Origin of the sequence: Mesobacillus foraminis (assembly GCF_004340465.1) — a bacterium.
In the GTDB taxonomy this organism is placed as follows: domain Bacteria; phylum Bacillota; class Bacilli; order Bacillales; family Cytobacillaceae; genus Mesobacillus_B; species Mesobacillus_B foraminis.
The window spans coordinates 24,744-49,420 of sequence record NZ_SLVV01000002.1; the positions used below are offsets into that span (position 1 = coordinate 24,744).

The 24,677-nt window shown below is 41.0% G+C and carries 26 protein-coding genes; 9 read left to right on the forward strand and 17 right to left on the reverse strand.

What is annotated here, in order from left to right:
• Positions 1-21: 21 nt before the first annotated feature.
• Both EV146_RS02575 and EV146_RS02580 read right to left on the reverse strand, forming a co-directional pair.
• Positions 22-1,740 carry a GMC family oxidoreductase gene (locus EV146_RS02575; protein WP_132001569.1) on the reverse strand — a complete coding sequence of 573 codons (1,719 nt, stop codon included), beginning with the start codon at positions 1,738-1,740 and terminating at the stop codon, positions 22-24.
• Between the two features lie 19 nt (positions 1,741-1,759).
• Positions 1,760-2,521 (reverse strand): gluconate 2-dehydrogenase subunit 3 family protein, encoded by a 762-nt coding sequence (locus EV146_RS02580; protein WP_241993785.1) that lies wholly within the window; start codon positions 2,519-2,521, stop codon positions 1,760-1,762.
• Between the two features lie 568 nt (positions 2,522-3,089).
• On the opposite strand from EV146_RS02580, the gene EV146_RS02585 reads away from it, so the two are divergent.
• Positions 3,090-3,353 (forward strand): hypothetical protein, encoded by a 264-nt coding sequence (locus tag EV146_RS02585; RefSeq protein WP_132001571.1) that lies wholly within the window; start codon positions 3,090-3,092, stop codon positions 3,351-3,353.
• A 521-nt stretch (positions 3,354-3,874) separates the two neighbouring features.
• Here the strand turns inward: EV146_RS02585 and EV146_RS02590 are convergent.
• Positions 3,875-4,219, reverse strand: a complete 345-nt coding sequence (locus tag EV146_RS02590) for an ArsR/SmtB family transcription factor (RefSeq protein ID WP_132001573.1) — start codon at positions 4,217-4,219, stop codon at positions 3,875-3,877.
• A complete protein-coding gene (locus tag EV146_RS02595) occupies positions 4,219-4,650 on the reverse strand; it encodes an SRPBCC family protein (protein WP_132001575.1) in 432 nt (143 codons plus the stop codon). The genes EV146_RS02590 and EV146_RS02595 overlap by 1 nt, the downstream gene beginning before the upstream one ends.
• Positions 4,651-4,963: 313 nt before the next feature.
• Between EV146_RS02595 and EV146_RS02600 the strand changes: the two genes are divergently transcribed.
• Positions 4,964-5,581, forward strand: a complete 618-nt coding sequence (locus tag EV146_RS02600; protein ID WP_199232652.1) for a hypothetical protein — start codon at positions 4,964-4,966, stop codon at positions 5,579-5,581.
• Positions 5,582-5,942: 361 nt separating this feature from the next.
• On the opposite strand, the gene EV146_RS02605 is transcribed toward EV146_RS02600, so the two are convergent.
• Together EV146_RS02605 and EV146_RS02610 are read right to left on the reverse strand one after the other, a co-directional pair.
• Entirely contained in the window at positions 5,943-7,421 is a 1,479-nt protein-coding gene (locus EV146_RS02605; protein ID WP_132001579.1) for a SulP family inorganic anion transporter, read from the reverse strand.
• Between the two features lie 318 nt (positions 7,422-7,739).
• Entirely contained in the window at positions 7,740-8,546 is an 807-nt protein-coding gene (locus EV146_RS02610) for an SIR2 family protein (protein WP_132001581.1), read from the reverse strand.
• A gap of 220 nt (positions 8,547-8,766) precedes the next feature.
• On the opposite strand from EV146_RS02610, the gene EV146_RS26745 reads away from it, so the two are divergent.
• Positions 8,767-8,931, forward strand: a complete 165-nt coding sequence (locus EV146_RS26745) for a hypothetical protein (protein WP_158286975.1) — start codon at positions 8,767-8,769, stop codon at positions 8,929-8,931.
• A 365-nt stretch (positions 8,932-9,296) separates the two neighbouring features.
• A complete protein-coding gene (locus tag EV146_RS02615) occupies positions 9,297-9,476 on the forward strand; it encodes a hypothetical protein (protein ID WP_132001583.1) in 180 nt (59 codons plus the stop codon).
• A 98-nt stretch (positions 9,477-9,574) separates the two neighbouring features.
• Here the strand turns inward: EV146_RS02615 and EV146_RS02620 are convergent, their stop codons facing one another.
• The 3 genes from EV146_RS02620 to EV146_RS02625 all read right to left on the reverse strand — a co-directional run bounded on the left by EV146_RS02620 (position 9,575) and on the right by EV146_RS02625 (position 11,536).
• Positions 9,575-10,255, reverse strand: a complete 681-nt coding sequence (locus tag EV146_RS02620; RefSeq protein WP_132001585.1) for a lysozyme family protein — start codon at positions 10,253-10,255, stop codon at positions 9,575-9,577.
• A gap of 272 nt (positions 10,256-10,527) precedes the next feature.
• Positions 10,528-10,620 (reverse strand): putative holin-like toxin, encoded by a 93-nt coding sequence (locus EV146_RS27750; protein ID WP_219916221.1) that lies wholly within the window; start codon positions 10,618-10,620, stop codon positions 10,528-10,530.
• 376 nt (positions 10,621-10,996) lie between these two features.
• Positions 10,997-11,536, reverse strand: a complete 540-nt coding sequence (locus tag EV146_RS02625) for a hypothetical protein (protein ID WP_132001587.1) — start codon at positions 11,534-11,536, stop codon at positions 10,997-10,999.
• Between the two features lie 536 nt (positions 11,537-12,072).
• Between EV146_RS02625 and EV146_RS02630 the strand changes: the two genes are divergently transcribed.
• Entirely contained in the window at positions 12,073-12,417 is a 345-nt protein-coding gene (locus EV146_RS02630) for a hypothetical protein (protein ID WP_158286976.1), read from the forward strand.
• 99 nt (positions 12,418-12,516) lie between these two features.
• On the opposite strand, the gene EV146_RS02635 is transcribed toward EV146_RS02630, so the two are convergent.
• Complete coding sequence (locus EV146_RS02635) at positions 12,517-12,672, reverse strand: DUF1540 domain-containing protein (RefSeq protein WP_121613064.1); 156 nt, start codon at positions 12,670-12,672, stop codon at positions 12,517-12,519.
• 172 nt (positions 12,673-12,844) lie between these two features.
• A complete protein-coding gene (locus EV146_RS02640; RefSeq protein WP_132001591.1) occupies positions 12,845-13,129 on the reverse strand; it encodes a GNAT family N-acetyltransferase in 285 nt (94 codons plus the stop codon).
• 212 nt (positions 13,130-13,341) lie between these two features.
• Here EV146_RS02640 and EV146_RS02645 point away from each other — a divergent pair, with 212 nt between their 5' ends.
• Entirely contained in the window at positions 13,342-14,016 is a 675-nt protein-coding gene (locus tag EV146_RS02645; protein ID WP_132001593.1) for an NAD(P)H-dependent oxidoreductase, read from the forward strand.
• 123 nt (positions 14,017-14,139) lie between these two features.
• On the opposite strand, the gene EV146_RS26750 is transcribed toward EV146_RS02645, so the two are convergent.
• The 4 genes from EV146_RS26750 to dacB all read right to left on the reverse strand — a co-directional run bounded on the left by EV146_RS26750 (position 14,140) and on the right by dacB (position 19,478).
• The gene (locus tag EV146_RS26750; protein WP_158286977.1) at positions 14,140-14,277 is read right to left on the reverse strand and encodes a hypothetical protein; all 138 of its coding nucleotides are present in this window, start codon (positions 14,275-14,277) and stop codon (positions 14,140-14,142) included.
• A 587-nt stretch (positions 14,278-14,864) separates the two neighbouring features.
• On the reverse strand, positions 14,865-15,905 hold the full coding sequence (locus EV146_RS02650) for a M14 family zinc carboxypeptidase (protein WP_132001595.1): 1,041 nt from the start codon (positions 15,903-15,905) through the stop codon (positions 14,865-14,867).
• Between the two features lie 221 nt (positions 15,906-16,126).
• Positions 16,127-17,683: an amidase gene (locus EV146_RS02655; protein ID WP_132001597.1), complete on the reverse strand. Its 1,557-nt coding sequence runs from the start codon at positions 17,681-17,683 to the stop codon at positions 16,127-16,129.
• Between the two features lie 283 nt (positions 17,684-17,966).
• A complete protein-coding gene (gene dacB, locus EV146_RS02660) occupies positions 17,967-19,478 on the reverse strand; it encodes a D-alanyl-D-alanine carboxypeptidase/D-alanyl-D-alanine endopeptidase (RefSeq protein WP_132001599.1) in 1,512 nt (503 codons plus the stop codon).
• A gap of 254 nt (positions 19,479-19,732) precedes the next feature.
• Between dacB and EV146_RS02665 the strand changes: the two genes are divergently transcribed.
• Positions 19,733-20,701: a processed acidic surface protein gene (locus EV146_RS02665; protein ID WP_158286978.1), complete on the forward strand. Its 969-nt coding sequence runs from the start codon at positions 19,733-19,735 to the stop codon at positions 20,699-20,701.
• Between the two features lie 75 nt (positions 20,702-20,776).
• Here the strand turns inward: EV146_RS02665 and EV146_RS02670 are convergent, their stop codons facing one another.
• Entirely contained in the window at positions 20,777-22,492 is a 1,716-nt protein-coding gene (locus EV146_RS02670; protein WP_132001603.1) for an ABC transporter ATP-binding protein, read from the reverse strand.
• 392 nt (positions 22,493-22,884) lie between these two features.
• Positions 22,885-23,862, reverse strand: coding sequence for an aldo/keto reductase (locus EV146_RS02675; protein ID WP_132001605.1), 978 nt, complete (start codon positions 23,860-23,862; stop codon positions 22,885-22,887).
• A 224-nt stretch (positions 23,863-24,086) separates the two neighbouring features.
• Between EV146_RS02675 and EV146_RS02680 the strand changes: the two genes are divergently transcribed.
• Positions 24,087-24,395 (forward strand): 4a-hydroxytetrahydrobiopterin dehydratase, encoded by a 309-nt coding sequence (locus EV146_RS02680; RefSeq protein ID WP_132001607.1) that lies wholly within the window; start codon positions 24,087-24,089, stop codon positions 24,393-24,395.
• Between the two features lie 16 nt (positions 24,396-24,411).
• A complete protein-coding gene (locus EV146_RS02685) occupies positions 24,412-24,666 on the forward strand; it encodes a DUF2533 family protein (RefSeq protein WP_132001609.1) in 255 nt (84 codons plus the stop codon).
• Positions 24,667-24,677 lie beyond the last annotated feature (11 nt).

A 24,677-nucleotide genomic window follows, 5' to 3' on the forward strand; every position in this document is an offset into this window, starting at 1 on the left:
CACCACTTTTCTATGAAACTTTTATACCAATGATCCGCCTTTAGACAGATATTTTTCAATCCCCTCAGCTGCACGATAAGCTAATGCGCCAACAGTGTTTGTTGGGTTATAGCCTGAATTATGGGCGAATGCACTTGCACCTGGAACAAAGACATTTTCACAATCCCACATTTGCAGGTAATTGTTCAAAGCACTTGTTTCAGGGTCTGATCCCATAATGACACCGCCGGTATTGTGAGTAGATTGATAATTTCGGATGTCATAATCCTTAATATTTTTTCCGCCCTGATTAACATGGGTTGCCCCCATTTTCTTCATGATTTCAGCTGCTTTCCCACCCATAAATTCCATCAGTTTACGGTCCTGGTCCTTCCAGTTGAAAGTCATGCGGAGAAGTGGATCCCCGAAAGCATCGCGATAGGTGGGATCAAGGTCAATATAGTTATCCTGCCACGGCATGCTGGCACCCTGGGCTTTAATGACCATTGTCCGGTTCGCATAGTGAACGGACTTGTCCTTGAATTCCCTGCCCCATGACGGTGTACCTTCAGGGACATGATTATTGGCTATTGGCCTGTCTCCGAGATGGGTAATATGGATGGTCGCTCCATGAAGGAAATCCATGTCTGTATGGTCAAAGAAGTCCCCATTAAAGTCATCGATTTGTGCACCAAGGGCACCTGCACCTGCGAAAATATTATATTCTTTTTCATCAAAGAAACCATAAGCATTTCCCAGATAGGTCTGGTAGGCATAGTTTTTGCCGATTACGCCACGACCCGTAGCTGGATCATAAGGAGTTCCAAGCTTAGAATTTAACAGGAGTTTAATGTTGTTCATCTGATAAGCAGAAACGACGACTACTTCTGCTGGCTGGATATACTCTTCCCCTGTGCGGGTATCCACATATAAAACTCCGGTAGCTTTTCCGTCTTTATGCAGCACTTTCCGGACCACTGAATGTGTTCGAACCTCAAAATTGCCTGTTTCTTTTGCGACTGGCAGAACAGTAACAACCGGATCAGCTTTCGCACCATATTCACATCCAAAACGTTCACAGAATCCGCAATATTGGCAAGCGGAACGAGTGATTCCGTCCGGATTTGTATATTGCTGCGAAAGGTTGCAGGAAGGCATATGGTAAGGATGGTATCCCAGGTCTTTTGCCGCCTGTTTAAACAATTCCGTTACCGGAGTTTCTTTCATCGGTGGATTTGGATACTTGACTTGAGGTGCATCTGGCAGCGGATTAGGCTCGCCGGATACACCCGCCATCGCATCAAATTTATCAAAATAAGGCTCCAGCTCCTTATAGGTAATGCCCCAGTCCTGAATGGTCATCCCTTTAGGAATTTTGCCTTTCCCATAACGCTCAACCGTTTTGGAATAGATTTCGAAATCGTAAGGGAGAAAACGGTAGGTCTGCCCATTCCAATGCATTCCAGAACCGCCAAGGCCATCCCCGATTAAGAAAGATCCCCATTCGCGGTAAGGTAGAGCCCGCTGCTTGGTATTATGGCGGAAAGTAACAGTTTCTTTTGATAAATCCTGCATCATGCCTTTTCGCTCAGCATAACGAAGCTCATCGTGCGCCATCATAAAATCCTTTGTCGAACGCTCTTTCCCTCTTTCGATCCCGACTACTTTTTTTCCTTTTTTAGTAAGCTCTGATGCAATGATTCCTCCAACCCAGCCTACTCCGACTAACACGACATCTGTTTTTGGCAATTGTTTCGCCATTATGGTTCACCCTTTGCTATTAGTGATTATGTTGAGAATGCAAGCTCTTTGGTTCAATTTTTGCGAATTTGTCCTTATCAATGATGGTTGCATAGGCACCCTGGTGACCAGGGAAGTTTTTCATTTTCCAACCAGCCATATCTTTGTTCCCCCCGTACATAGGGTCCGCATATACCCCTTCCAAGGTAACCTTCCGAAGGAGCGCAAAGAAGAACTGAGAAGACACAGCTCCTTTGATTTTCACTTTATCTGCTTCAAAGTCTGTTAAAATCTCAATCTGCTCTTCTTCTTTTATATCTGGGAATTTGGCTTTAAATCTCTTATTTGCTTCATCATTCAATGCCTGGATCCCAAGGTCAAAAACTTGCTGCCTATTTAGGTGAGTCTGATACCCTTGTTCTGGCACAGCTTCATTTAAGTGAAACGGACCGGACATATACTCCTTTGTATTTAAACCAAAACTCCCTGCAAGCTGGTGATCGACATAATAAGCAACAAGCAGTTCTTTTGCTCCCGGACCTGTCTCCGTTTTGGGGAAAATAGCTTCACATGCTGCATCCACAACACTAAACTGATCAGGTGTGAAATACATTAAAGCCTGATTATGATTTTCAGCTGCCGGTTTTTGTATATGTCCTACTGCTGGCTGTGATTCGCTTTTGCCAAACAAGCTTCCTACAGCTCCACCAAGGACAAGCCCCCCAACCGTCAGTCCCGAATTTTTCATAAAAGTCCGCCGTGAATATTTTTTCTCGTTTTGTACCTTTTCTTTTTCAGACACCTATACATCCCCCACTTCGTAACTTTTTATTGCATTAGGAAATACGAACCATATTGAAAAGCTGGACGACCAAACTGCAGCAAGTTGATAACCAAGCGACCCATAAGACTGGGAATCAGATATAGAACTAAAAACAGTCTAAGTTGCAAAAACCCATTCCTATATTTTTTGGGAAGAAGAGAAAATAAAAACATTACGATTAGTGATGTCAACCCTGACACCAAAACAAATGATATATAAATTTTCGGTAAAAGTACCCTCCAAAAAATACAGTGCAACAGATTTCAAGTACCATTGTTTGGTTGGCTATGTAGATTCAAATCCATGAAGTCGTTATAATTCTATAATGAATTTCGGCAATCACCGTTGAAGAAAGAAAAAGGATATCAATTAATCAGCAGTGAAATGTCCCTTTTTATCTTTTCACTACAGTTTCCAATATGAATATAGTATTATATAAATATAACAATTACCTTTTGACAGTTAACCATTATACCCTTGTAAAATATTTTGTAAACCGAAATATCTTAATTTAAATATTTGAGCAAAACGAAGGATGTGAAAAATAATGAGTAATAATACCAAATCAGAACTTAGGTTTTTAAATCAAGTCCTTTTTGCCTTATGGTTAACTGCAGACTATGCATACCTTCTTCATTTAACAAATGGCAAATTCCCTTGGTTCGCCCTGCTTGGTGCGCCGGTTGGATTGGCAATCATATTGCTTTGCTGGTTAGGTAAGAAGTATGCTTTATTTTCTTTTGTCCTGGTAGCAAGTGCAGTTGTATTTTCGATTGCATTTAACTGGAATGCCATTTTCTCGGTTCATTGATTCTTTTTCATTAAGGACAAAAAGACGGAGAGGATTTTCCCTGTCCGTCTTTTCCCATTAATTCAAACCATATTTCAATACTGCTATAAATCCATTGCTAAAGATATATAAATAATTGTAACCAGATGCTTTTCTTTACATACGATGGGCACTCATGTATAAAAAGACCATTCGCATAATAATTCACGTGTTATTTGATATTTTTCAATGAAAGTAATCGTTAGCACACAATGAAATAATGGTTAGAAGGTATGTCAGTGGAAACAAATTAAGCGAGGTCACTTTCACTTGAGAGTATTTATGCTCAAGGAGGAACCAATGTAAACCCAGTAGTGGTGATTATGGTTGCAAAAGGACGACAAATTGCCTTTGGAAGAACCCGCGTATGAGAGCCAGGGCCATGAGTTTAACCCTCCTTTAACTTGAAACCGCTTGTTCAAATGGAATACTTCATATGTTCAAGAAAAAGACTCGCCAATGGGACGAGTCTTTTTCTGCAGGTTTATTTTTCAGATATTCCTTTAACGATCCTGTCTTTGATCTTCATTGTCCTCTTCAACCAAATGCTTTAGCATCGAGAGTTTGTTATCCCAAAATTGTTCATAAAAGGATAACCATTGTTTGATCTCCGTCAGGGGTTCAGGCTGCAATCGGTAGACTTTTTCCCTGCCTACCTTTTGTCCGATGACCAGCTTGGCTTCCGAAAGAACGTGTAAATGCTTAACAACGGCTGTTCGGCTCATTGAAAAATAAGAGGTGATCTTTGAGATGGGCATTTCTTCGTTTGCGAGCAGTTTAAGAACGTCCCTTCTAGTTGGATCAGCAATAGCCTGAAATACGTCGTGCTTTTGTGCGGAGCCAGGCATTACTGCTTCACGATATTCCCTAGTTTTTCAATGATTCCTGTCCAGCCATGGGACATCCGGTCACGTATCACAGAAGCATCTTCCCTGGCTTTTGGTACAACTGCATCCGATTGTTTCCAGCCTCCGTGAATAAGAGTGAACTCAGTTTTATCACCCTGTTCTTTCAAAATAAAGGTGACGAACCAGCCGTCAGTATCCCAGGTGAAGGATAGCCTGTTTGGCGGATCAATTTCTGTTACCTTGCAAGGTGAAGGTCCAAATGGTGACTGCAAATGGAATTCATGCCCGACTTTAGGTTCAAAGTCATTTGGCATGAACCAGGCAGCAATCCCATCAGAAGACGAAACAGCTTCCCACACCCTTTGAATCGGCGCCTGGAACAGGACCGTCTTCTTTATATCCTCAAGCTTGTTTTGTTGATTGTGTTCCAAATCATTTCCTCCATCCAATAAAATATAACACCTTATGGTTTCATTTTATGATACATCCGATTAGGCTAATGGTCAAGATTAGCATTACAGCGATCTTATTTTATAAATTTAGAAGACAGCTTTTTCCTAAACATAGGTTTTTATATTATTAATAACATTAACTATAAAATCAGTTGATTTTCCGATTCTTTTCTATCAATGTTATATAGTGTTATCAATTAAAAAGGAGTGAGTATATCTGGTAAAAAAGAATAAAAAGAATAAAAAACGACAAAACACAAGGATTGAAAATTTCAAGCATGGCTTAATGTTGGTGGGATCTTTATTCGCAGGTTTATGGTTTGGCTGGTTTGTGATGATTCATCACCTGGATATGAGAATGGCAGAGGATGAAATTGAAATGCCACTTCAAGAACCATACCATTCCTGGGTTGAAATTTCTTCCGGCTTGTATTGGATTCTTGGAATAAGTTTTATTATCATTGCCATCCTGGGTATTGCTCTCGAAGAAAAATTAAAAATAAATGAAAAACTCATTCTTTTGCCTTATTCATTATTAATTGGACAAATTGGATGTGCATTACTGATCCATTATTTTATTGCCTTGGTAAAATTGCAAGCTTTGGGCTGGGCCTATTTATTTTTTATCACTCTGTCCTTATTTATGATAACCAGCACGATTTTCCTTTTCGGGCTAACAAAAATGCTTTATGCTTTTTGCCTGATTTCATTTATCCTTCTTGAGTTACTGTTGACAACAGGCATTATTGTCGCACTTCCCACTTCCGGCCTCTACCTCGAAACTGGAAAGGCAGGAAATTTACTGTCAAATTTTGGAACTAAAATTATGGTTTGGGTTCTCAGCACAATAGGGCTCTTTTTGTACATGCTACCCTGGTTCATTGCTGAAAAAAACATACATAAATCTTAACCATTGTGTGGTGTAATAGATAATAACCAGCCCGCCGTAGTAGATCTCTTACGTCATAAGGTGTTAATGAGTACTGGATTCAGCGAAGATAAGTAAATATCTTACATCTATTAGGAATAATTGATGAACAATCAGGAATATCATCTTATTAATCAGGAATAAACGAGTTCCAATCAGGAATAAAACGTTATCGGTTCTAAAAATTCATGCTCTCGGGGATGCTGTGCATTTTGTGCATTTCATAAGCAGCCAGCATCAAGTTGATATCGTTACAATTTTGATGTTTGTGCAAGCAAAATGCATTTTAACTAAAAAATAAACAGAAAACCCATGCTGGAATAATACCAGCATGGGTTTTTCATTAATGGCCTACAGCTTTATCTAGCCCGCCCGGTTTATTGTGAACCGCAATTTTTTCGACCAATCTATTACTCTCCATATTTAGACCGATTAAATTCACTTTGATCCCATTTTGGTAGAATTTAATGATGACCTTGTCAATCGCACCCACAGCAGAGTCATCCCACAAATGGGCATTACTTAAATCAAGATCGATTTCCTTAACATCTTCTTTATATTCGAAGCTGTCAACAAAATCTGTAACGGAAGCAAAGAATAATTGGCCGGAAACACGGTAGATTTTCTTATTTTTGCCTTTTGCAGAAAGGCTTGTAATTTCCACTTTTGATATTTTTGCGGCAAAGAATATAGCACTTAGCAATATACCGACCAATACTCCAATTGCCAAGTTATGAGTCATAAGAACCGTTATAACTGTTGCTAGCATGACAACAGTATCTGTTACTGGAACTTTATTAAAGCTTGTAAGACAAGCCCAGTCAAATGTCCCAATTGAAACCATAAACATAACACCAACTAATGCCGCCATCGGAATTTGGACCAGGTATTCATTGAAGACTATGATCATAAGCATTAAAACCACGCCAGCTGTAAATGCGGAAAGTCTTCCCCTGCCTCCTGACTTCACATTGATGACAGATTGGCCGATCATGGCACAGCCAGCCATTCCTCCAAAAAATCCAGAAACAATATTGGCAATTCCCTGTCCTCTTGCTTCTGTGTTCTTATTGCTGGTTGTATCTGTCATATCATCGACGATTTGTGCAGTCAGGAATGACTCGACCAGGCCAACGATTGCAATGGAAAGGGAGTATGGGAAAATAATCTGCAGTGTTTCCAGATTAAATGGAATATCCGGCAATAAAAATACCGGCAACTGCTGTGACAGATTCCCCATATCCCCTACCGTCCTGACATTACTATTAGTCATGACGGCGATAACGGTCATAACAATAATGGCAATTAGAGGGGAAGGAACAGCCTTTGTAAACCGAGGTAAAATGTATATAATAGCAAGTGCTCCTGCTACCATGGCATACATTGGCCAGCTTTCACCTGTAAAATGGGTTAATTGGGCGGTGAAGATCAATATGGCGAGAGCATTAACAAAGCCGATCATTACGGACCGAGGGACAAACTTCATCAAACGTCCAACTTTTAAAAACCCCATGATAATCTGGAGGATACCAGTCAGGATGGTAGCAGCCAAAAGATACTGCAGTCCATAGTCCGAGACTAATGTAACCATAAGCAAGGCGGTTGCTCCTGTTGCAGCAGAAATCATTCCTGGACGACCGCCCACGAAGGCTATTGTCACAGCAATACAAAAAGAAGCATAAAGCCCAATCATCGGATCGACTCCGGCAATCAGCGAGAAAGCAATCGCTTCTGGAATGAGTGCAAGTGCAACTACGATTCCAGCAAGAATATCGCCCTTGATATTGCCAAACCATTGATATTTAATTGTGTTTAAATTCAAAACGACACCTCTTTCGATTTTTTGTAATATTTATGGTGACTTTCAACTCTCATGAAAGTCGGGGCCGTAGTTAACATGAAGATTATATAGGGTCGTGTCCGCTTTGTGAAATGCCGTGAGAACTCAAATTACCTCCATGTAAGCGGCAACAACTTTATTTATCTCCAATTTCCTATTGATTTTATTGTTTTAGGTATGTATATGGTCCTGCTTACCAAAGATTAAGCTGCCTCGTACATTGCCATGATCATTGACAAATAAGAATCTCGGCCTAATCCGCCATAGTAAAAAACATTGAGCACAACACTCAATGTTTTTTTACATCTGATCTTTTAATTGTTTTAAAAAGTGGGCCAGGGAGACTCCGGGTTCCTCACCTTCCGCTACAATGGGAATGATTCCCCGCTCTCTTAAAATCCGCTCCTTTATGGGGTTTGGATCGACCAGGAAGATGTAGGACCTGGGCCTTATGTGTTCATAGCTGGACTCTTTCCATTGCATATGCAGCTTATACAGCATATAGCGAATATTAATATCCGACAAACTGTATCCTATAAACAATATTGACTTCTCCAATGAGTCCGAGCGGAGCTTAATATCCAGAGATGTTTCAAAATCCAGCCGGTTAAAGTAATTCGATTCTGTGAGCATGAGTGACGAGTCGTCATCAAAGTCTCCATGGAATTTGATAATTTGGGTCTTATCGTTTCTTGTTCTTGCGATGTCTGCAACATTTGTAATTTTCACATACTCTTTTTCATAGTAGTCATAGGCACGCTCCAGCCAGCGGTCAAAATTAGTGGTGTAGATAATGGGGAAATCCATTTCTACGATAAGCTTGTATATTTTTGATTTAGAAATATCGATTTTGGAGTCATGCCAGGTTCTGTCCATCCAGCTTCTTAGACCGCCCAGATTTCCTTTTTGCAAGAAGTAGTACTCAGCTAAAACCAGAAAATCCCCATTTCCCCAAGCATTAAAAGTTTCCGGGTTAAATCCCAGATGCTCCGCCATTTGATCAATTAACTCTGCATAAGTAGGCAGCCCTAGATTCTTTGGAACTCCCGACCCTACAAACAGGATCACTTCTTTATTTTTTATTGCTGTCGCTAATTCATTATTCATGACTGTCCCATCCCCGATCTTCTTTTGCAACAGATTTCGTGAGCCTGTTATAACTTTTTGACAAATCCTAGGTAAATTAAACCCATTGTCGCGGAACATGTATAGAATAAGGATAATTAGGAAATGTTAGTGGATGTGCAAAATACATTCTGATGTTATTAATTCAAACAGGGCTCAGCATGTTCCTTGTGATGGAATTAAAGGGTAATAGGTGATCATTTTGATAAAGGTTCATGATGTCTTTCTTTACAATAATCAAAAATATGAAGTAATAGAGGTTTACGAGACAGGATATTGTGAAATAAAAAGATTAAGTTCTGTTGGTCCGATTGAACTGATCCATAAAAAGGACCTGAAGAATGTTGAAAAACTTATAATGGGGTAAAGGAGGAATTGTACATGCCAGGATCAAGGGAATGTACGTACTGCGGTGGCTCGGGCTATACTTTGGTTCAATTCCCAAATGTAAAAGAAGCTTGTTACTATTGTGAAGGCAGCGGCAATATTAAGTCTCTCCCCCCACAAAAAACAACCTAAACCAATTATTTTAGCTTTATTCAAGTATTCCGTTTATAATGTAAAGGTAAAGCAGACCAATCCGGCAAACCGGGTTGGCTTTTTTTTGTAACTCCTTTCTTGTTTTGATTTTCCCCCTCTTCAAATATCAATATAAATTTAGAAAATTCAGAAACTCATTCTTGAATGGGACCGTCTAAACGTTTAGATACGGTAAAGGGGGGAGGAAAAATAATGATGAAGCAAAAAGGACCATTCGATTTCAAACAAAGACATATCCAGAAAATCTACCAGGAACGTCTCAAATATGGAAAATCAGACAAAACCAGGGAGCTTAAAGATACTTTTCTTTTCATCGGCATTGTCTTGTTTGGCATTTTTATATTAGGTATTCTCGAACTTTTCCTCAACTGATATACCCTTCTGGCATGTTCACTTTCTTTATCACCCCTCTAATTATGCACCTGAACACAGGAGAAGCCGATTCATCAAGAATCGGCTTTCTCCTAATCCTATAGCGAACTTTCTGCAGTTTCTTCCCCGTTCACACCTGGCAAGGTCACAGTCAGGGTTTCCATATTCTTCGTTACTTTAGTAGTATAAGAGAAATCCCCATAGCAATATGGATAGCGAAAATTATTTTTGTCACCATTGCAGTTGTAAACAGATGGATTTTTTTTAACTTGGATCATTGAAAAATTCTTCGCTATCGTTTCGCTGTGTTTTCCCCCATGCTTTGCCACATAGTCAATATAGCCGGCCCCCATATTGTATGCTTGGATAATGGTTGGGAAGTCTACCTGTTTTTGATTTCCATAGGCGAGGGTCCGCTTAAAGTGCTTAACTCCTTGTTTAATGCTTTGTTCAGGATCACTGATGGAATTAGGTGCGAGACCAGCAGATTCGGAAGCCTGCATGGGGTCTCCTCCCTTCCCGTTGCTTTCCTGCTGCATGATTGCAACCAGAACGGCCGTGTAATCCTCAAGATCAACTTTTTCGAGTTCACTGTATAGCAGCGGGGTGTACTGCTGAATTTCGTCTGATGGATTCATTTTATGTGCAGGTTCAGTGATCCCCTGATGTTGGAGTCTGATGAACTTATTCCCAATAGCTCCTGCGAAACATAGGCCAAGCAATAGTATAGCTATATTAAAGTTTCTCTGAACCTGTTTCTTTTTTTGTTTTCCTTTCATTGATGGTCTCCCTATTATTCTTCTAATAAGAACATATCACTAATTTGGTATGGAAGGGAATCAAATTATATTAATGCAGCTTTAAAAAATTTTAACCAATTAGGATCTCGGTTGGCTCATTTATTTTAAAGAAGTTATAAATGGAGGAAGATCCAAATCCCTCCTGCTTTCCAGCTTATTTCTTAATTTCTCGTGTTCCTCGCAATCCTTCTTAGCAAAACAAAAAAAGAACAGCTCTAACTGAGCTGTTCGAATATGCTTTTCCAGGTAAATTATGAATCTCTGTCTTTATTCTTAAAATCCAAAACGGCGATCACCAACATCCCAAAGCCAATCATTAGAGATAACACTTCAAATGTCTCCATACCTCCATCGCCTCCTTACCATCCATTTTTTCCAGAACCTAACTTGTCCTATACAATAGAAATTAATTCCATTTCAAGTGAAATTAAAATTTTTGTTTTAAAGGGTGATTTTTGAGAAAGTTCTTCATTATATCGATGTGAATTGGGGAAAATATCCTTTGAGGTGTTAAGAATGATGAATTGGCTTTATGCTCATTTCATAAATACAATCTGGTTTATTTTGTTTTGTCTTTCCTTGGCTTTTGTTTTTTTACTATATTGTGGTTATTCTTTATTTCAACAGCGGGATAAAGCTAACAACTAACCGTTTCAATGACTAAAAATTCCTTTATCCGTCTCAATGAAAAATCCGGGCCAATACCCGGATTTTAAATTACTATTTAATTGGCGAAAGCATGTTGGTCGGCAAATACCCTTCTTTACCAGTATTAATAACTTTTACCTTTGTACGTCGAATCTCTCTTTCAAGAACCTCAACTTCATTGCTTTTTGAAATTTCAGTGACCTGATCATTTTGTTCGATATTTTGAATCCCCTTCAGGTCATTGATTTCAATTAACTGGTACAGTTCTTCATAGGCTTCGGGAGTATAAGCAAGATAAGCATCCTTTGTAATTGTTGCTTTATCCCCTTTTTGCAAAGTATTTTCCTTCAGCTTTTGCTCTCCCTCTTGATAGGTATTCTTCATATTCTCTACCAGCACAGGAGTTTTCTCTTTAATCATCTGAGCCGCTTCATTGGCTTTATCCTCAGCGTTGCCGGCTAATTCACCCGCCTTATTTGCGGCTTCCCCGGTTTTCTCCTCTGCTGTTTTTACTGTTTTCTCCGCATCCTTTGTGGCTTCTCCATCACTGCACCCGGCTAAAAGAAGAAGACCCACTGAGAGCGGGACAGACAGTATGTTCATTTTGGGCATTAGTATCTCCTCCTTCCGGCTTTGCTTATTATTACGATACCCGGGTGCGGCCCAATAAAACATTTAGTGTCCCTGGCATGGGAAAGGATTGTACCTGCAGGACAAAGAGAAGGTGACTTTAAAAAGGTCCTGGTTTGGTCTAGAGAAGGCGAGTCAAATGGCCAAAAGACCGATTAATGCTGAGACTGTATATATAGAGCTTCAACTGTCCATTTTTTGCTTGACTGGAAACCTTGCTGTTTTTTCACCGTTTTAACGCGACTGGTACCCTATAAGGAAGTTTTTTATTTTCTTATTATTACTTCTTGCTATGGAACGCGTTTCATATTTTACACTGAAGTCAACTCTAGACGAAAGTGAGGAGATTGACCTTGGCTGGATTAATTATTTGTTGCACCTACGTTTATCTTTCCGCCTATGCTTGTCTAAAAGCATCAGGCCAACAAATCCAGGTAACTGCAATGGAATCCGCGGAGGATTTTTTTCACCAATGACGGGAAGATTCATAAACCAAGATGTCGATTTAAATCCCACTAGTGGTTAAGAAGGGGTGGATGGTGATTGATTTCCAGAATAGAAAGTTTGTCAGCTCCTCTGCGTTCGGTGAAAAAGGGTCTGTCAATTACTCTTTTAAACAGTATGGCCATATTGTTCAAGGCTCCTTTTACAGAGGAGAGGAGCATTTTGGCCAGATTATTGGCTGGATCAATACGCTGGGGGTAATGAATTTTACTTTTAGCATGAGGGATCGTGCCTCAATGTACCATGCAGGTACAGGTAGTATTGAGATTAAAAACTCTTATTTAATTGGGAAGTGCTTTTGGTCTGAAGGAAAACTGAATTTGGAGGATCAGTTTCTCCTTCACGAGGCCTCCTCTTAAAAACTGTTCAGATTTCTAAGCAGCGAGTATTATAAAAGACCATGCGGTACGAAAAAATAAAACTGGACGGTCCGTGGACCGTCCAGTAAAAATATCCGGCTACCCTCTCAATTCAAAGGTTTTACAGCCAGTTTCATCCACATCAGAAGCTTTTTCACCTTCAGTCCCAATCACATAAATGGTATCGGCAATACATTTGTTTCCTTCATCCCAATATTTACAATTTTCTACATTGCAAAGTACGTCGCGTGCCATGTAATGCCACCTCCTTTAATGGGTATATGTAACAGTACCCTTATTTCCAAACGTTAATCTGCCCCACGCATTTTTTATAGAATGGCTACTTTGGATATGGACTTATTCCACGTTGGCAATTTTATTTGCTTTAGATGTTAGGCGAGGGTTCACCAAGTTTATTCGTTGTTTTTTATAGAGATCCAGGTTTTAATACATCCTCATAATTTTTATTGTCTTTAAGCAGGGTCTGAGCATAGGAACAAATAGGAATAATTTTTTTATTTTCTCCCCTGGCTTTATCAATCACCTTTTCAACCAGCTGCTTAGCGATTCCCTGCCCTCGAAGTTCCTCGCTTACATAGGTATGGTCAATACTAAGAGTGTTTTCGTCCACTGGTGTATATGTTATCTCTGCAAGCTGCCGGCCGCCCTCTTCTATAAAAAAACCTTTTTCACCAGACTTAATAGATCGCATGCTGAAAACTCCTCTCAATTTATGGTAATCTTTTAACTATCATCTTATTATTGATGTTTTAAAATTGTACCTCTTGGGCCAGATGGATAAACCAGCTTTATTAAGATGAATACATAACTACGCCCATTTTTTGAAAAGCTACCTTTGTTATCAAAATACCATATTGAAAATAGGCCAAAAATGGGTACAGGGATTAAAAGGAGGATTTTTTAATGAGCAGTGAATCAAAAAAGCAGGAAACTTTAGACGCCTTTGAATTTAGGCATGCTACAAAGGAATTTGACCCAAATAAGAAAATTTCAGAGGAGGATTTCCGGTACATTTTAGAAGCAGGAAGATTGTCTCCAAGTTCGGTTGGCTACGAGCCCTGGAAATTTGTCATTGTCCAAAATGAAAGCTTACGGAGGAAATTAAGGGAAGTCTCTTGGGGGGCTCAAGGACAACTGCCGACCGCCAGCCACTTTATGCTGATTCTCGCCAGGACCATAAAGGATACGAAGTACGATTCAGAATATGTGCGCGATCAAATGCTGAATGTCAAGCAGATTCCTGAAGATATTTTTGAACAAATGCTTGTCCGCTACAAGAGCTTTCAGGAACATGACCTCAACCTTCTGGAAAACGAGCGGACCATGCTTGATTGGGCAGGCAAACAAACATACATAGCCTTGGCGAACATGATGACCGCAGCAGCGCTGATTGGCATTGACTCTTGTCCGATCGAAGGCTTTGATTTTGATAAGGTACAAAAAATCCTGAGTGAGGAAGGACTTTTGGAGGATGGCCATTTAGCCATTTCCGTCATGGCAGCGTTTGGTTATCGGGCAAGAGAGCCGCGTCCAAAAACAAGAAAACAATTAGAGGATATTGTTCAGTGGGTTAACTAAATTTAAAAGGGGAAGGAACCTAAGGTACCTTCCCCTTTTAAATTCCACATTGCCCCCTCGAGTTGGAATCAATGTTTATTTATCAATTAAACAGTAGATCATGAATTCATAAGCTGCAAAGCGTTAGGAAATTGCCTCCCCCATCAAGGCAATATGCTCCTCGATCAGCAATTTGGTTGACGGGCATGGACAGCTTTTATACTCTTCAATTAATCTGCCTATTTCATTAATGAACAGCAGATATTCTTCCTCAGTAAACATAGTATTACCCCTGCATCTAATTGTTTTGGCCTAGTCTTATTTTACCATACAAATTTGACTTAAGGTTGCAACTAATTTACCGGGGTAATAGTGATTACAGGTTAAATAGATGGGAGGTGGATGCATTGTGCGGAAGATTTAGGCTTATAGATTGAGCCCAAGTTTAACATAGCCCCTTGCCAGGCGATTCTTACGGTTATCTCAACTAATCGCTTCAGGACTGGGAGCATGATGGGCTCCACTAACCACCTGTTCCATCATTACCATTGAACACAATACTATCACCGAGCCTTTCCATGACCGGATGCCAGTCTGCCTGTCTCCTTAGGTGCATGATAACTGGCTGGACCAAAAAACAGTGCTATTGGCTATTTAAAATCATTGCAAGGTCCCCATCCCTTAGGAAAAAATGACTAGGTGCTTATTCTCTTATCCTTTAATAGTTTATAAAAACGTAACGGTAATATAATTCAGAAGGACTATATTATCCATAAAAGGAATTCATCTACATCAGGCAGTGCAATTCCCTGGGGAAAGCACTGCCTGATCGGTGTAACTGTCTTCCCGCCGAAAAGATGCAGGACGATTTATTCGTACGAGTAATGCTGCTCAGGCAGTTTATCGTAAACTGCAGGATCCGCTGTTTTTATTGTGCCGTCTGCAATTGCTTTTGCTGTGGAGTCCATGGCCAGGAATGCCTGTTTAATGATATAGCCATTTGATTTTTGGCCAAGAACATAAGGCTCGTAGGAATGATCAGCCATCCCCCTCATTTCAAATAACATCACGGAGATTCCATACTGAAGCGCCATAGCGTTTGAGGCTACATTAGGATTGGGACTTGGCTCGTCATATTTTAGGATAAAGGACCATCCTGTCGGCTCAATTCCCTGATAGAGCATAGTTGCAAGCTTCTTTGAATTTAGGGCAACCTGTGGATCAACATCGGGATTTTGAGGAGTAAGGATAGAACCGGTAGTCAGCTTACCGTAGTAATCCTCTTGAGTCCCCTGATGATGAAAGTCAATCATATAATCAACCTTATATTTACTAAGAACCATTTCATGCAGGGCTCGAGTTTCTGGTGCTGCCTTGTTAACATGGTCTCTGTTTAAGTCAATCCTGTCAGCATTATACCGAGTAAGGTGGCGTCCGCTGGCCATGTAGTCATCCAAAGGAAAGTTGACATCACCCATTGCGCCATCTGCATTGAGCATCGGGACGATTAAAATGTTCACCTTTTTAAGCATATCCTGGATCTTCCGGCTGTCTGAACCCAAGTATTTAATATAATCCAGCGCACCTTCTGTAGTCATCGCTTCATTCCCATGCTGCTGGGTCAGAAATAGAATGGTAGGATTTTCTGGGTTTGTTATGTATTTCGCTAAATATAGATCTCGTCCCTTTACTGACTGGCCAATGACTTCAAGCTGCATGGCGTCTTGTCTGGCATCCTCTTTTTTTAAGAAATCCGCCATTTCGTCATAGGTAGTGAGCATAGCTGTCTGAACTGTTTCATTTCCCTTTACGTCCGGTCCATTTCCGGCAGCGTGAACCGGAGTAATGGCTAAGGCAGAACCAGAAACAAGTGTTGTTGCTATTGATAGCGCCAACATTTTCTTTTTCATTTAATCAATCTCCTTTGCAGTGTTTTGTTCCCTATCATTATAAAATTTTGGTTTAAGCGATTTCCAAAGTTTCGGCTTGCTTGCCCTTTAAATAAATAAATAGCACTAGAACAGGAGACCAATTAGGTACATAGGTATAAACTTTAAAATATTATTTAATATTTCCTAATAGACTATTAAAATTCAAGCCAATCACCCTCGAGGATGATTGGCTTTTCTCTCTATTCAAGGACTGGCGCTTTCCTATGATGGGTGCCTTCCTGATAAGAATAAGCAATTTTGATTAAAGTCGGCTCTGCAAATTCCCTGCCAAGGAGTTCCATTCCAATTGGTAGTCCATTATCACTGAAACCAATTGGTACAGAAAGTGCAGGGAAACCAGTAAATGGGCTTAATCGATTGGCATTTCCAGCTCCCTGGTTTTTCCCAATAATGGCTGGTAATGCATTTGATGTTGGATAAAGCAAGGCATCCAGTTCATTGTCATTTAACGCAGCATTGACATTATCCTTTGCCACCTTCGGACGGTTGGTGATTATCTCCTGGTATTCCGCGTGATTTTCCAATGATTGCACATTATTTCTGGAAACTAATCCACTCCTAAGGCTAGAATCAAATTTTCCACTTTCAATGATATCTGAAAGGGATTTTACAGGTGCATCAGAGCCCAGGGAGGCTAAATAATCATTTAGCTGAAACTTGAATTCATAGGAACTGAGGCTTGGATAGGCAAGGATTTTATCAAGGTTCGGTATGGTCACTTCGACCACTTCTGCTCCCATCTCCTTCATATCTTCAATAGCGTCTTCCATGGCCGCATTGATCTGTGGTTCATCCCCAAACAAGTCCCTCACAACGCCGATGCGCGCATTTTTAAGTCCATTCTTCTTGAGATAATGTGTATACGTCTTAGGTACGTGTCCCTTACTCGCGGCAGTAACGGGATCGGCTGGATCATAGCCGGCAATGGCATCCAGGACAACCGCTGCATCCTCAACGGTACGCGCAATTGGTCCGCCAACATCCTGGGTGAGAGCTAGTGGAATAATGCCGTCACGGCTGGCCAGTCCCATAGTTGGACGAATACCGACCAGATTGTTAAAGGAAGAAGGAATCCGAATAGAACCGCCAGTATCTGTGCCCAGGCCGACTGTAACAAAGTTGGAAGCCACAGCTGCTGCCGTGCCGCCGCTTGATCCGCCCGGATATCTTGTCAGATCATAAGGATTGTAGGTTTGGCCGCCAAGTGAACTGATCGTGTGGAAGCCAAAGGCAAATTCATGAAGGTTGGCTTTTCCTAGAATAATAGCTCCTTGTTCTCTTAATTTTTTCGTTTGATAGGCATCGTCCGTTGGCACCGATCCCTCAAGAGACAGAGATCCCGCTGTAGTCGGCATATCATATGTATCATAATTGTCTTTTAAAATAACAGGAATGCCATGCAATTCCCCGCGGACTCTGCCCCCTTTGCGCTCCTTGTCGAGCTGCTTCGCGACGGCTATGGCATCTTCATCAATCGCAATGATTGAATTGATGCTGTCATCATATTCCTCAATCCGGTCAAGATAGAATTTAACCAATTGCTCGGAAGTCAAATCACCCTTTTGCATCGCATGCTGCAGCTCAAAAATGGATGCCTCCTCAATCTGCTCCGTAAAACGCCCTTTCTCAATTGGATGTGCTGCTTTTGGTGCTGCGGCTGCCGAAGTAGAGAATAAGCTTCCAGCCATTGCTAAACTCGCTGCTAAAGCAAACGGTTTTCGATACCATTTTCCCATTATGAATCCCCCTTTTAATTAAGACACTATGAATATATCAATAGTTATGGTTAGCGTCCTAATAAATGAGAGATTTCCTTACATTAAAAAAGTTAATTTTAAATTTTTTTAATAAATAGGAATAAGCGAACCTCCGAATGAGGTTCGCAAGCTTGTGTGGAAAAAACTGAATTTAGGATAGTTTTGACGGCGGGATTACACCCCTGAGTGGATTAGAAAACTATGATTCAAGACAGTCGATTGACAGGGAAACGATTTTTTGTGGCTCTTTCATAAAAGTTTTCTATAGGGTGCACAAGGCTCTCACGATTTGATCCTCAACAGACTTTACCGAAGGACTAAGGTAGTTGTTGATCATGATGGCAAAGATAAATTTTTCTCCATTTTGGGTAGTAATATATCCGGATAGAGTCGAAACACCCGTTATCGACCCTGTTTTTGCTTTGACATTCCCCTTGACCGGAGCTTCAGTCAGCCTTGATCTCAAGGTTCCACCTTTTAAGCGGCCGGGCTCCCCGGCAACGGGCAGGGAATTTTCAAACGACGGGTACCAGCTTTTCGCCTGGATTGCAAAAAGCAGCTGGGTTAGCTCATTTGCAGGAATCAAATTTTTATGTGACAGTCCAGATCCATCTCGAAGCAGAATGGCTGTTTCATTAACGCCGAATGTGGCAACAGTCTTTTGAATTACCTGCATTCCCTTTTCCCAGGTGCCTTCGCCGGAGACAAACTTCCCCATTTCCTTTGCAAGTACCTCTCCGTGCCCATTGTTGCTTAATTTCATAAAGGGAACAAATAGTTCTTTCAAAGGCATAGATTTTTTATAAGCAAGTAAATCAGCATTCCCTGGCACTACTCCGTTTAACATTTTTATTTTCTTGCCGAGACGTATGCCGTTTTCCTCCAGGGAGTGCTTGAATACATCTAGTGCGTATCCTGACGGTTCCCAAACAGCGACCCGGGATTTCAGTGCTTTGGCATTTAATGGTATTCTGCCGCTAATCTTGATCTGATTGGTACCATGTTTTCTTTCTATTAAAAGGTTTTCTTCCTCCTTTGGCCCGCCAGTCCTTGTTTTATTAATGATTTCCACAAAATCCGTTGACGGAATTATTTTGACATCAGCTCTTTTACCAGCTTTAGAAGCAGGGGTGATTTCCAAAAGAACTGTCCCGGCATCATAGTCACTGTCTGGAGAAAGGGTCAACGCAGAGATTTGTGCCCCAGTAGGGTTGGATTCGTCCGACCAATTCAAATCCTGTGACAAACGGACATCATCATACCAGCTGTCATCACTGATAAGGTTCCCCTTAACCTGATTGATTCCTTTTGCTTTCAGCTCTTTAGCAAACGAATTCAAATCCGTCTTAGTAAGAGTTGGATCTCCTTTGCCTGATAGAAACAGATTTCCGTAGAGGACATGGCCTTTGATTTTCCCATCTGTTCGTACCTCTGTTGAAAATTGATAATCTGGACCAAGCATTTCCAGAGCTGCTGCAGCAGTCAGTACTTTCATATTGGATGCCGGATGCAGGCTGATATCACCATTTGAAGAATAGAAAATCTCTCCCGTTTCGGCTGACCGGATGCTGATTCCCACTACAGCACCCTTCAAAGCTTCATCCTTTAAGATAGAGTCCAAATTAGCCTTTAGGGATGTTTTCCTCTCCAATAATGTCGTTTGGTCAGATGCGGCATGCACGATAAATTTTTGGTGCGCTGGCAAATAAAGAACAACTATAGTTATGAGAAGAGAGACCAAAACTTCTTTTCGTGGGCACCATCTCGCTATCAAAGCTTTTCCACCTACTGTCTTGTTACTTTGAATGATAAATCAATTTGAACGTTAACTTATTCAGAAACTTGCTGTACCTTGGTTTGCGTTGCCCTTCTACTAGAGTCCCGTATCCACTCCTTCCATTATCATTTTCTCTTCCAGCTAAAATTATGAAAGGAAAACCGTTCAGAGTTTTTGATAAAAAACAGTATTTTTTTCCTTTCACTACAAACAATACCTTCATTACCAAATTGCTGTGTGGAGGTAAATCTATGAGAGTAATACTAAAAGGTTTAATCATTGTTTTATTGGTGCTTCAAAATGGCGCTATTGCCGCACTTGCCCAGCCCCCTGAGGAGGAGGTAGATCAGCTGCTGGCTGAACTGGGATGGAAAATGACCGACCTTGAATCATATCTTGCATACTACGAACTGACACTAAATGACTTTGAAACAATGGAAGACCTTCAAGCTATGCTTGGAACACCGATAACACCAGAGAATTTGGATTCGATGCTTGAGGAATATGACTTAACCAGAGAAGAGCTTGACATTCTTTTAGAGGGATTCGGGGAATCAGTGGAAAAGGATTATTTTTTTCTCGAGGATTTAGAACTCGCCCTTGCCTTTTACCAGGATCATGACAATTTAATGAAACAATTCGAAAGCTTCCTGACAACAATCGGAGTTACTGAGAATGAAGCAGATGCTCTGTTTACTCATTTTATGGCGTTGGATCAAACTGACCTGGAAACGAGGATGGAGCAAGTTGGCGGGCGTTTGGAAAGCCTGATGCTTACGGATCCTGAGGCAGAGATTACTGAAGAGCAAAAAACAGAAATTTTAGGGATCTGGCAGGAGATCCTGACAACAGTCCAGCTTGCGCCTCGATTCTACCTGGTCGACAATTCAGGAGGGAAAACTCCGATTGCTTTCAATGCACTCGCAGATATGGAAAGTCTTCCTTCCAGTGCTTTGCTTCTGGAATTATATAATCTGAAGGGAACACGCCTACTTGACCTTCAGGTATCTGCCGAGATGCTTGACAGTCAATTTGTTCTTGATGCAGGAGAGAAATTGACCGATATTGGGGATCTTGCAGGAGAATTAACCCATTTGAAACATGAAAAACTGCCGGATACCGCTTCACCATACCTCGCTAATATCCTAATTGGTCTTGCTGCATTCCTTGCAGGGGCTGCCTGGTTCTTATTCGCCTGGAGAAAAGAGAAAAGAGTTTAATTTGAGTTCCGAACAGAAAGAATATTAAACACAAAATCAAAAAATCAGGCCGGTTAACGGCCTGCTTTTCCACGATTATCTCTGAAACTGTACCTTATGGAGGCCGGCAAATATTCCGCCCTTCTCAATGAGTTCATTATGATTCCCTTCTTCGGCAATCCCGTCCTCAGTAACAACTACAATTTTATCCGCATTCCTAATTGTGGCTAGTCTATGTGCAATGATTAAAGTGGTGCGGTCTTTTGAAAGCTCTGTCAACGCATTCTGAATAATTGCTTCCGTTTCCGTATCCAGGGCGGAAGTTGCTTCATCAAGAATCAAAATAGGCGGATTTTTAAGAAACATTCGCGCAATGGCGATCCGCTGTTTTTGCCCTCCTGATAATTTTAAACCCCGCTCGCCTATTTGCGTTTCGTATCCCGCTGGTAAACCCGCAATAAAATCCTCAAGGTGGGCCCGTTTAGCAGCGTGTTCTATTTCCTCTTGGGTCGCATTCAATGACCCATAGGCAATATTTCCCCTTAATGAACCGGTAAATAAAAAAACATCCTGCTGTACGATTCCAATCTGGGAACGCAAAGATTTTTTTGTCATATGCCTGATGTCCACGCCATCAATTGTTATACTTCCCTCATCCACATCATAAAACCTCGGGATCAATGAACAAATGGTCGATTTCCCTGCACCTGATGGCCCTACAAATGCCACTGTCTGTCCCCTGCTTATTCCGAGATTGATTCCCTTAAGCACCGGTTTGTTTTCATCATAGCTAAAGCTTACATTGTGAAATACAATGTTCCCTTTTAAACCAGGCATTTCCACGGCATCTTTTTCATCTTCCACATCAGGATGCTGGTCCATTAACTCAGTAAAACGTTTAAAGCCTGCCATCCCTTTCGGATATAGCTCCAGGATGGCACTGATTTTATCGATTGGCTTAAAAAGGACGTTTACATAGAGGACAAAACCTACAAGCTCGCCGTAGCTAAGCTGGCCCCTGAAACTAAGATAGGACCCAAACACAAGGACAATGAGAACGATCAGGCGGGTCAGCATATAGATCCCCGATGAACTGAATGACATCACCTTATAGGCACGAAGCTTGGCCGACCGGAACCGCTGGTTATTTCCAGTGAATCTCTTAATCTCGTAATCTTCATTTGTAAATGATTGGACAACTCTGATCCCAGCCACACTGTCTTCCACCCTGGCGTTGACATCCGCTATATCGCTGTACATATTTTTCCAGGCGTCATTCATTTTTAAGTTAGAATAAGTGATAAGCCAGATTAAAAAAGGTACGATGATCATTGTAATGAGGGCGAGCTTAACATTGATCGTGAGCATAATCCAAAAAGCCCCCACAAAGGTCATGACAGCAATGAACAAATCCTCGGGTCCATGGTGGGCAAGCTCACCCAAGTCAAATAAGTCATTGGTTATCCGGCTCATAATGTGTCCAGTCTTTGTATTATCAAAAAAACGGAAAGACTGTTTTTGTACATGCTGAAACAGCTGTTGCCTCATGTCTGTTTCAATGTTGATTCCCAGCTTATGGCCCCAATAATTGACAATGAATTGCAGCAGGGTGCTGATAATATATAAAAGGAGAAGTCCAGCACTGACACCCACAATTGCATTCCAGTTGCCCCCTGGCAAAAGGGTATCAATAAACCACTGAACGGCTAAAGGGAAAGCAAGCTCAAGGGCAGCAACGATAACAGCAGAACTGAAATCAATGATAAACAACCTTCGATGAGGTTTATAATAAGTAAAAAAACGCCGAATCACGGTACTTTCTCCTTTTTCTTAATTTATAGAGACTACTTCAATGGAAGCCGCACTTTTTATATAATCAGGGGCCGTATTCTCCACCTTGATTTCTTTCATTTTCTTTTTACGGGACCTAGAACTCCATTCACTTTCTGTTAAGGTCATGTTATATTGCCCTTTCGTCCCCTGGTACTGGTTTCAACACTTGTTTGGTCATGCATTTTCTTCTTTCGTGCCCTGGGACCGGTTGTTCGAACCCAAGTAAGTAATCACATAACTGGGAACCAGGTGGACACATCCGAATAGTCCCGGAAACTTACTACAGATATAATGACCCATTTTGTAAAATACGCTGCCATCAATCAGTCACGCAGAAAATTCACTGCGTGACTGATAGGGAAGCTTTAATATTAAGGCAGCTTTTCTCCTCTCGTTGACACATATAATGAATACCACTCTTCACGAGTCATTGAATCCGCAATTTCCGCTGCGTCCTGGCAGTTTGTAATCCGTTCGGCATTGCTGGTACCGATCACCGGCTGAATTCGGGCAGGATGCCGCATTAGCCAGCCGAGAATAATAGCTTCCGCTGTTGTATTTTTTTCAGCAGCCATTTTTTGAACAAGTTCTTTTGTTTTCAGCTCTGCCTGTATTGCATCGTCCGTTGGCCCCCCAGAGTATAAACCATATGCCATAGGTGCCCAGGCCTGGATCTGGATGTCCTCAAGTCTGCAATGTTCCATTATCCCATCAGCAAAATTGATGGAAGTCCCTGCTTTTTGATTCACTAACACTCCCTGCTCAAGCCAGTCGATCCGTTTAAGGCTCATTTCAAGCTGATTAACGATTAGCGGTGAGGAAGTATATGACTGCAAAAATTTAATTTGGGCGGCAGTCATGTTTGAAACTCCAAAGTTTCGTACTTTTCCGGATTGCTTTAATGTTTGGAACGCCTCTGCTACCTCCTCTGGCTCTATCAAAGGATCCGGACGATGGAGCAGTAAAATATCCAGATAGTCCGTTTCAAGCCTGCTTAAAATTCCGTCAACAGACTGGAGGATATGCTTTCTGGAAAAATCATATCTTCCTGGAAGATCACCTTCCGGGAAATGGATTCCGCACTTCGACTGAAGAGTGATCTTTTCTCGTAAATCTGGGCGTCCTTTGAGAATTTTTCCGAAAACCGTCTCAGATTTCCCCATTTTGTAAATATCCGCATGGTCAAACATGCTGATTCCTATTGATAATGCGGAATCTATTGCCTTCTCTGCTATGTATTCATCATTTTCTGTCAAAGGGCTCTTATCCCAGCTGCCCCCTAGGCCCATGCACCCTAAAACAAGACGGCTATTTGTAATTTCACGCTTCTCCAATGGCATTCTATCCATAGTGCCCCTCCTTTTTCAATAAGAAACCATCCTGATATAAATCATGACTTCCACTTTCATTTTACAACTATTTTGCGGACTTTCCCAACTTTACAGTCTCCAGAAATAGTTCATTCTTATCACTTCTTGCTATTCTTGAAGTTTCTACTATACTAAATAATAACTGAAGCTTCTTATTACAATGAAAATACTTACTAGAATCACATTGACCCGAGGTGACTGAAATGGAAAAACTGCCCCTCAAATCGGTTAAGGAACAACTAGCTGAAAGTCAGGGCTGGGAGCTGGAAGATGAAAAATGGCTGATTAAAAAATATCGATTCCGTTCCTTTTTAGATAGTATTTCATTTGTGAATCAGATTGCGAAATTATCAGAAGAAGAAAATCACCATCCATTTATTTCGGTTGATTTCAAGGTGGTTACATTGAAATTGACTTCCTGGAGAGCAAATGGGATTACTGAATTGGACCTAAAGTTAATCAAACAGTATGATTCTCTTTTTGGGCCATTTCAAATCAACACCAGCAAATAGGTTAGGGAGTGTTCAAATGAGCGTACATATGGAATTGGCACAGCATGCAGGTAAACAAAATAAAATGTACCAGCAGTTTTTAAAATTGGACAATATGCGCGAAACATATATTGAAGAGGCTGTTGCGCAATGTAAAGAAGGAAAACCTTTCACGACAGATAAAATCAACGAAGTGACGAATGCCATGAACAAAATCAATCTTCGCTTCACACCGGTTCGAAAAATCGTTACCAGAGAGATGGTCCGGGAATATGCAGAAACACTGAAATAGGAAAAATCCAC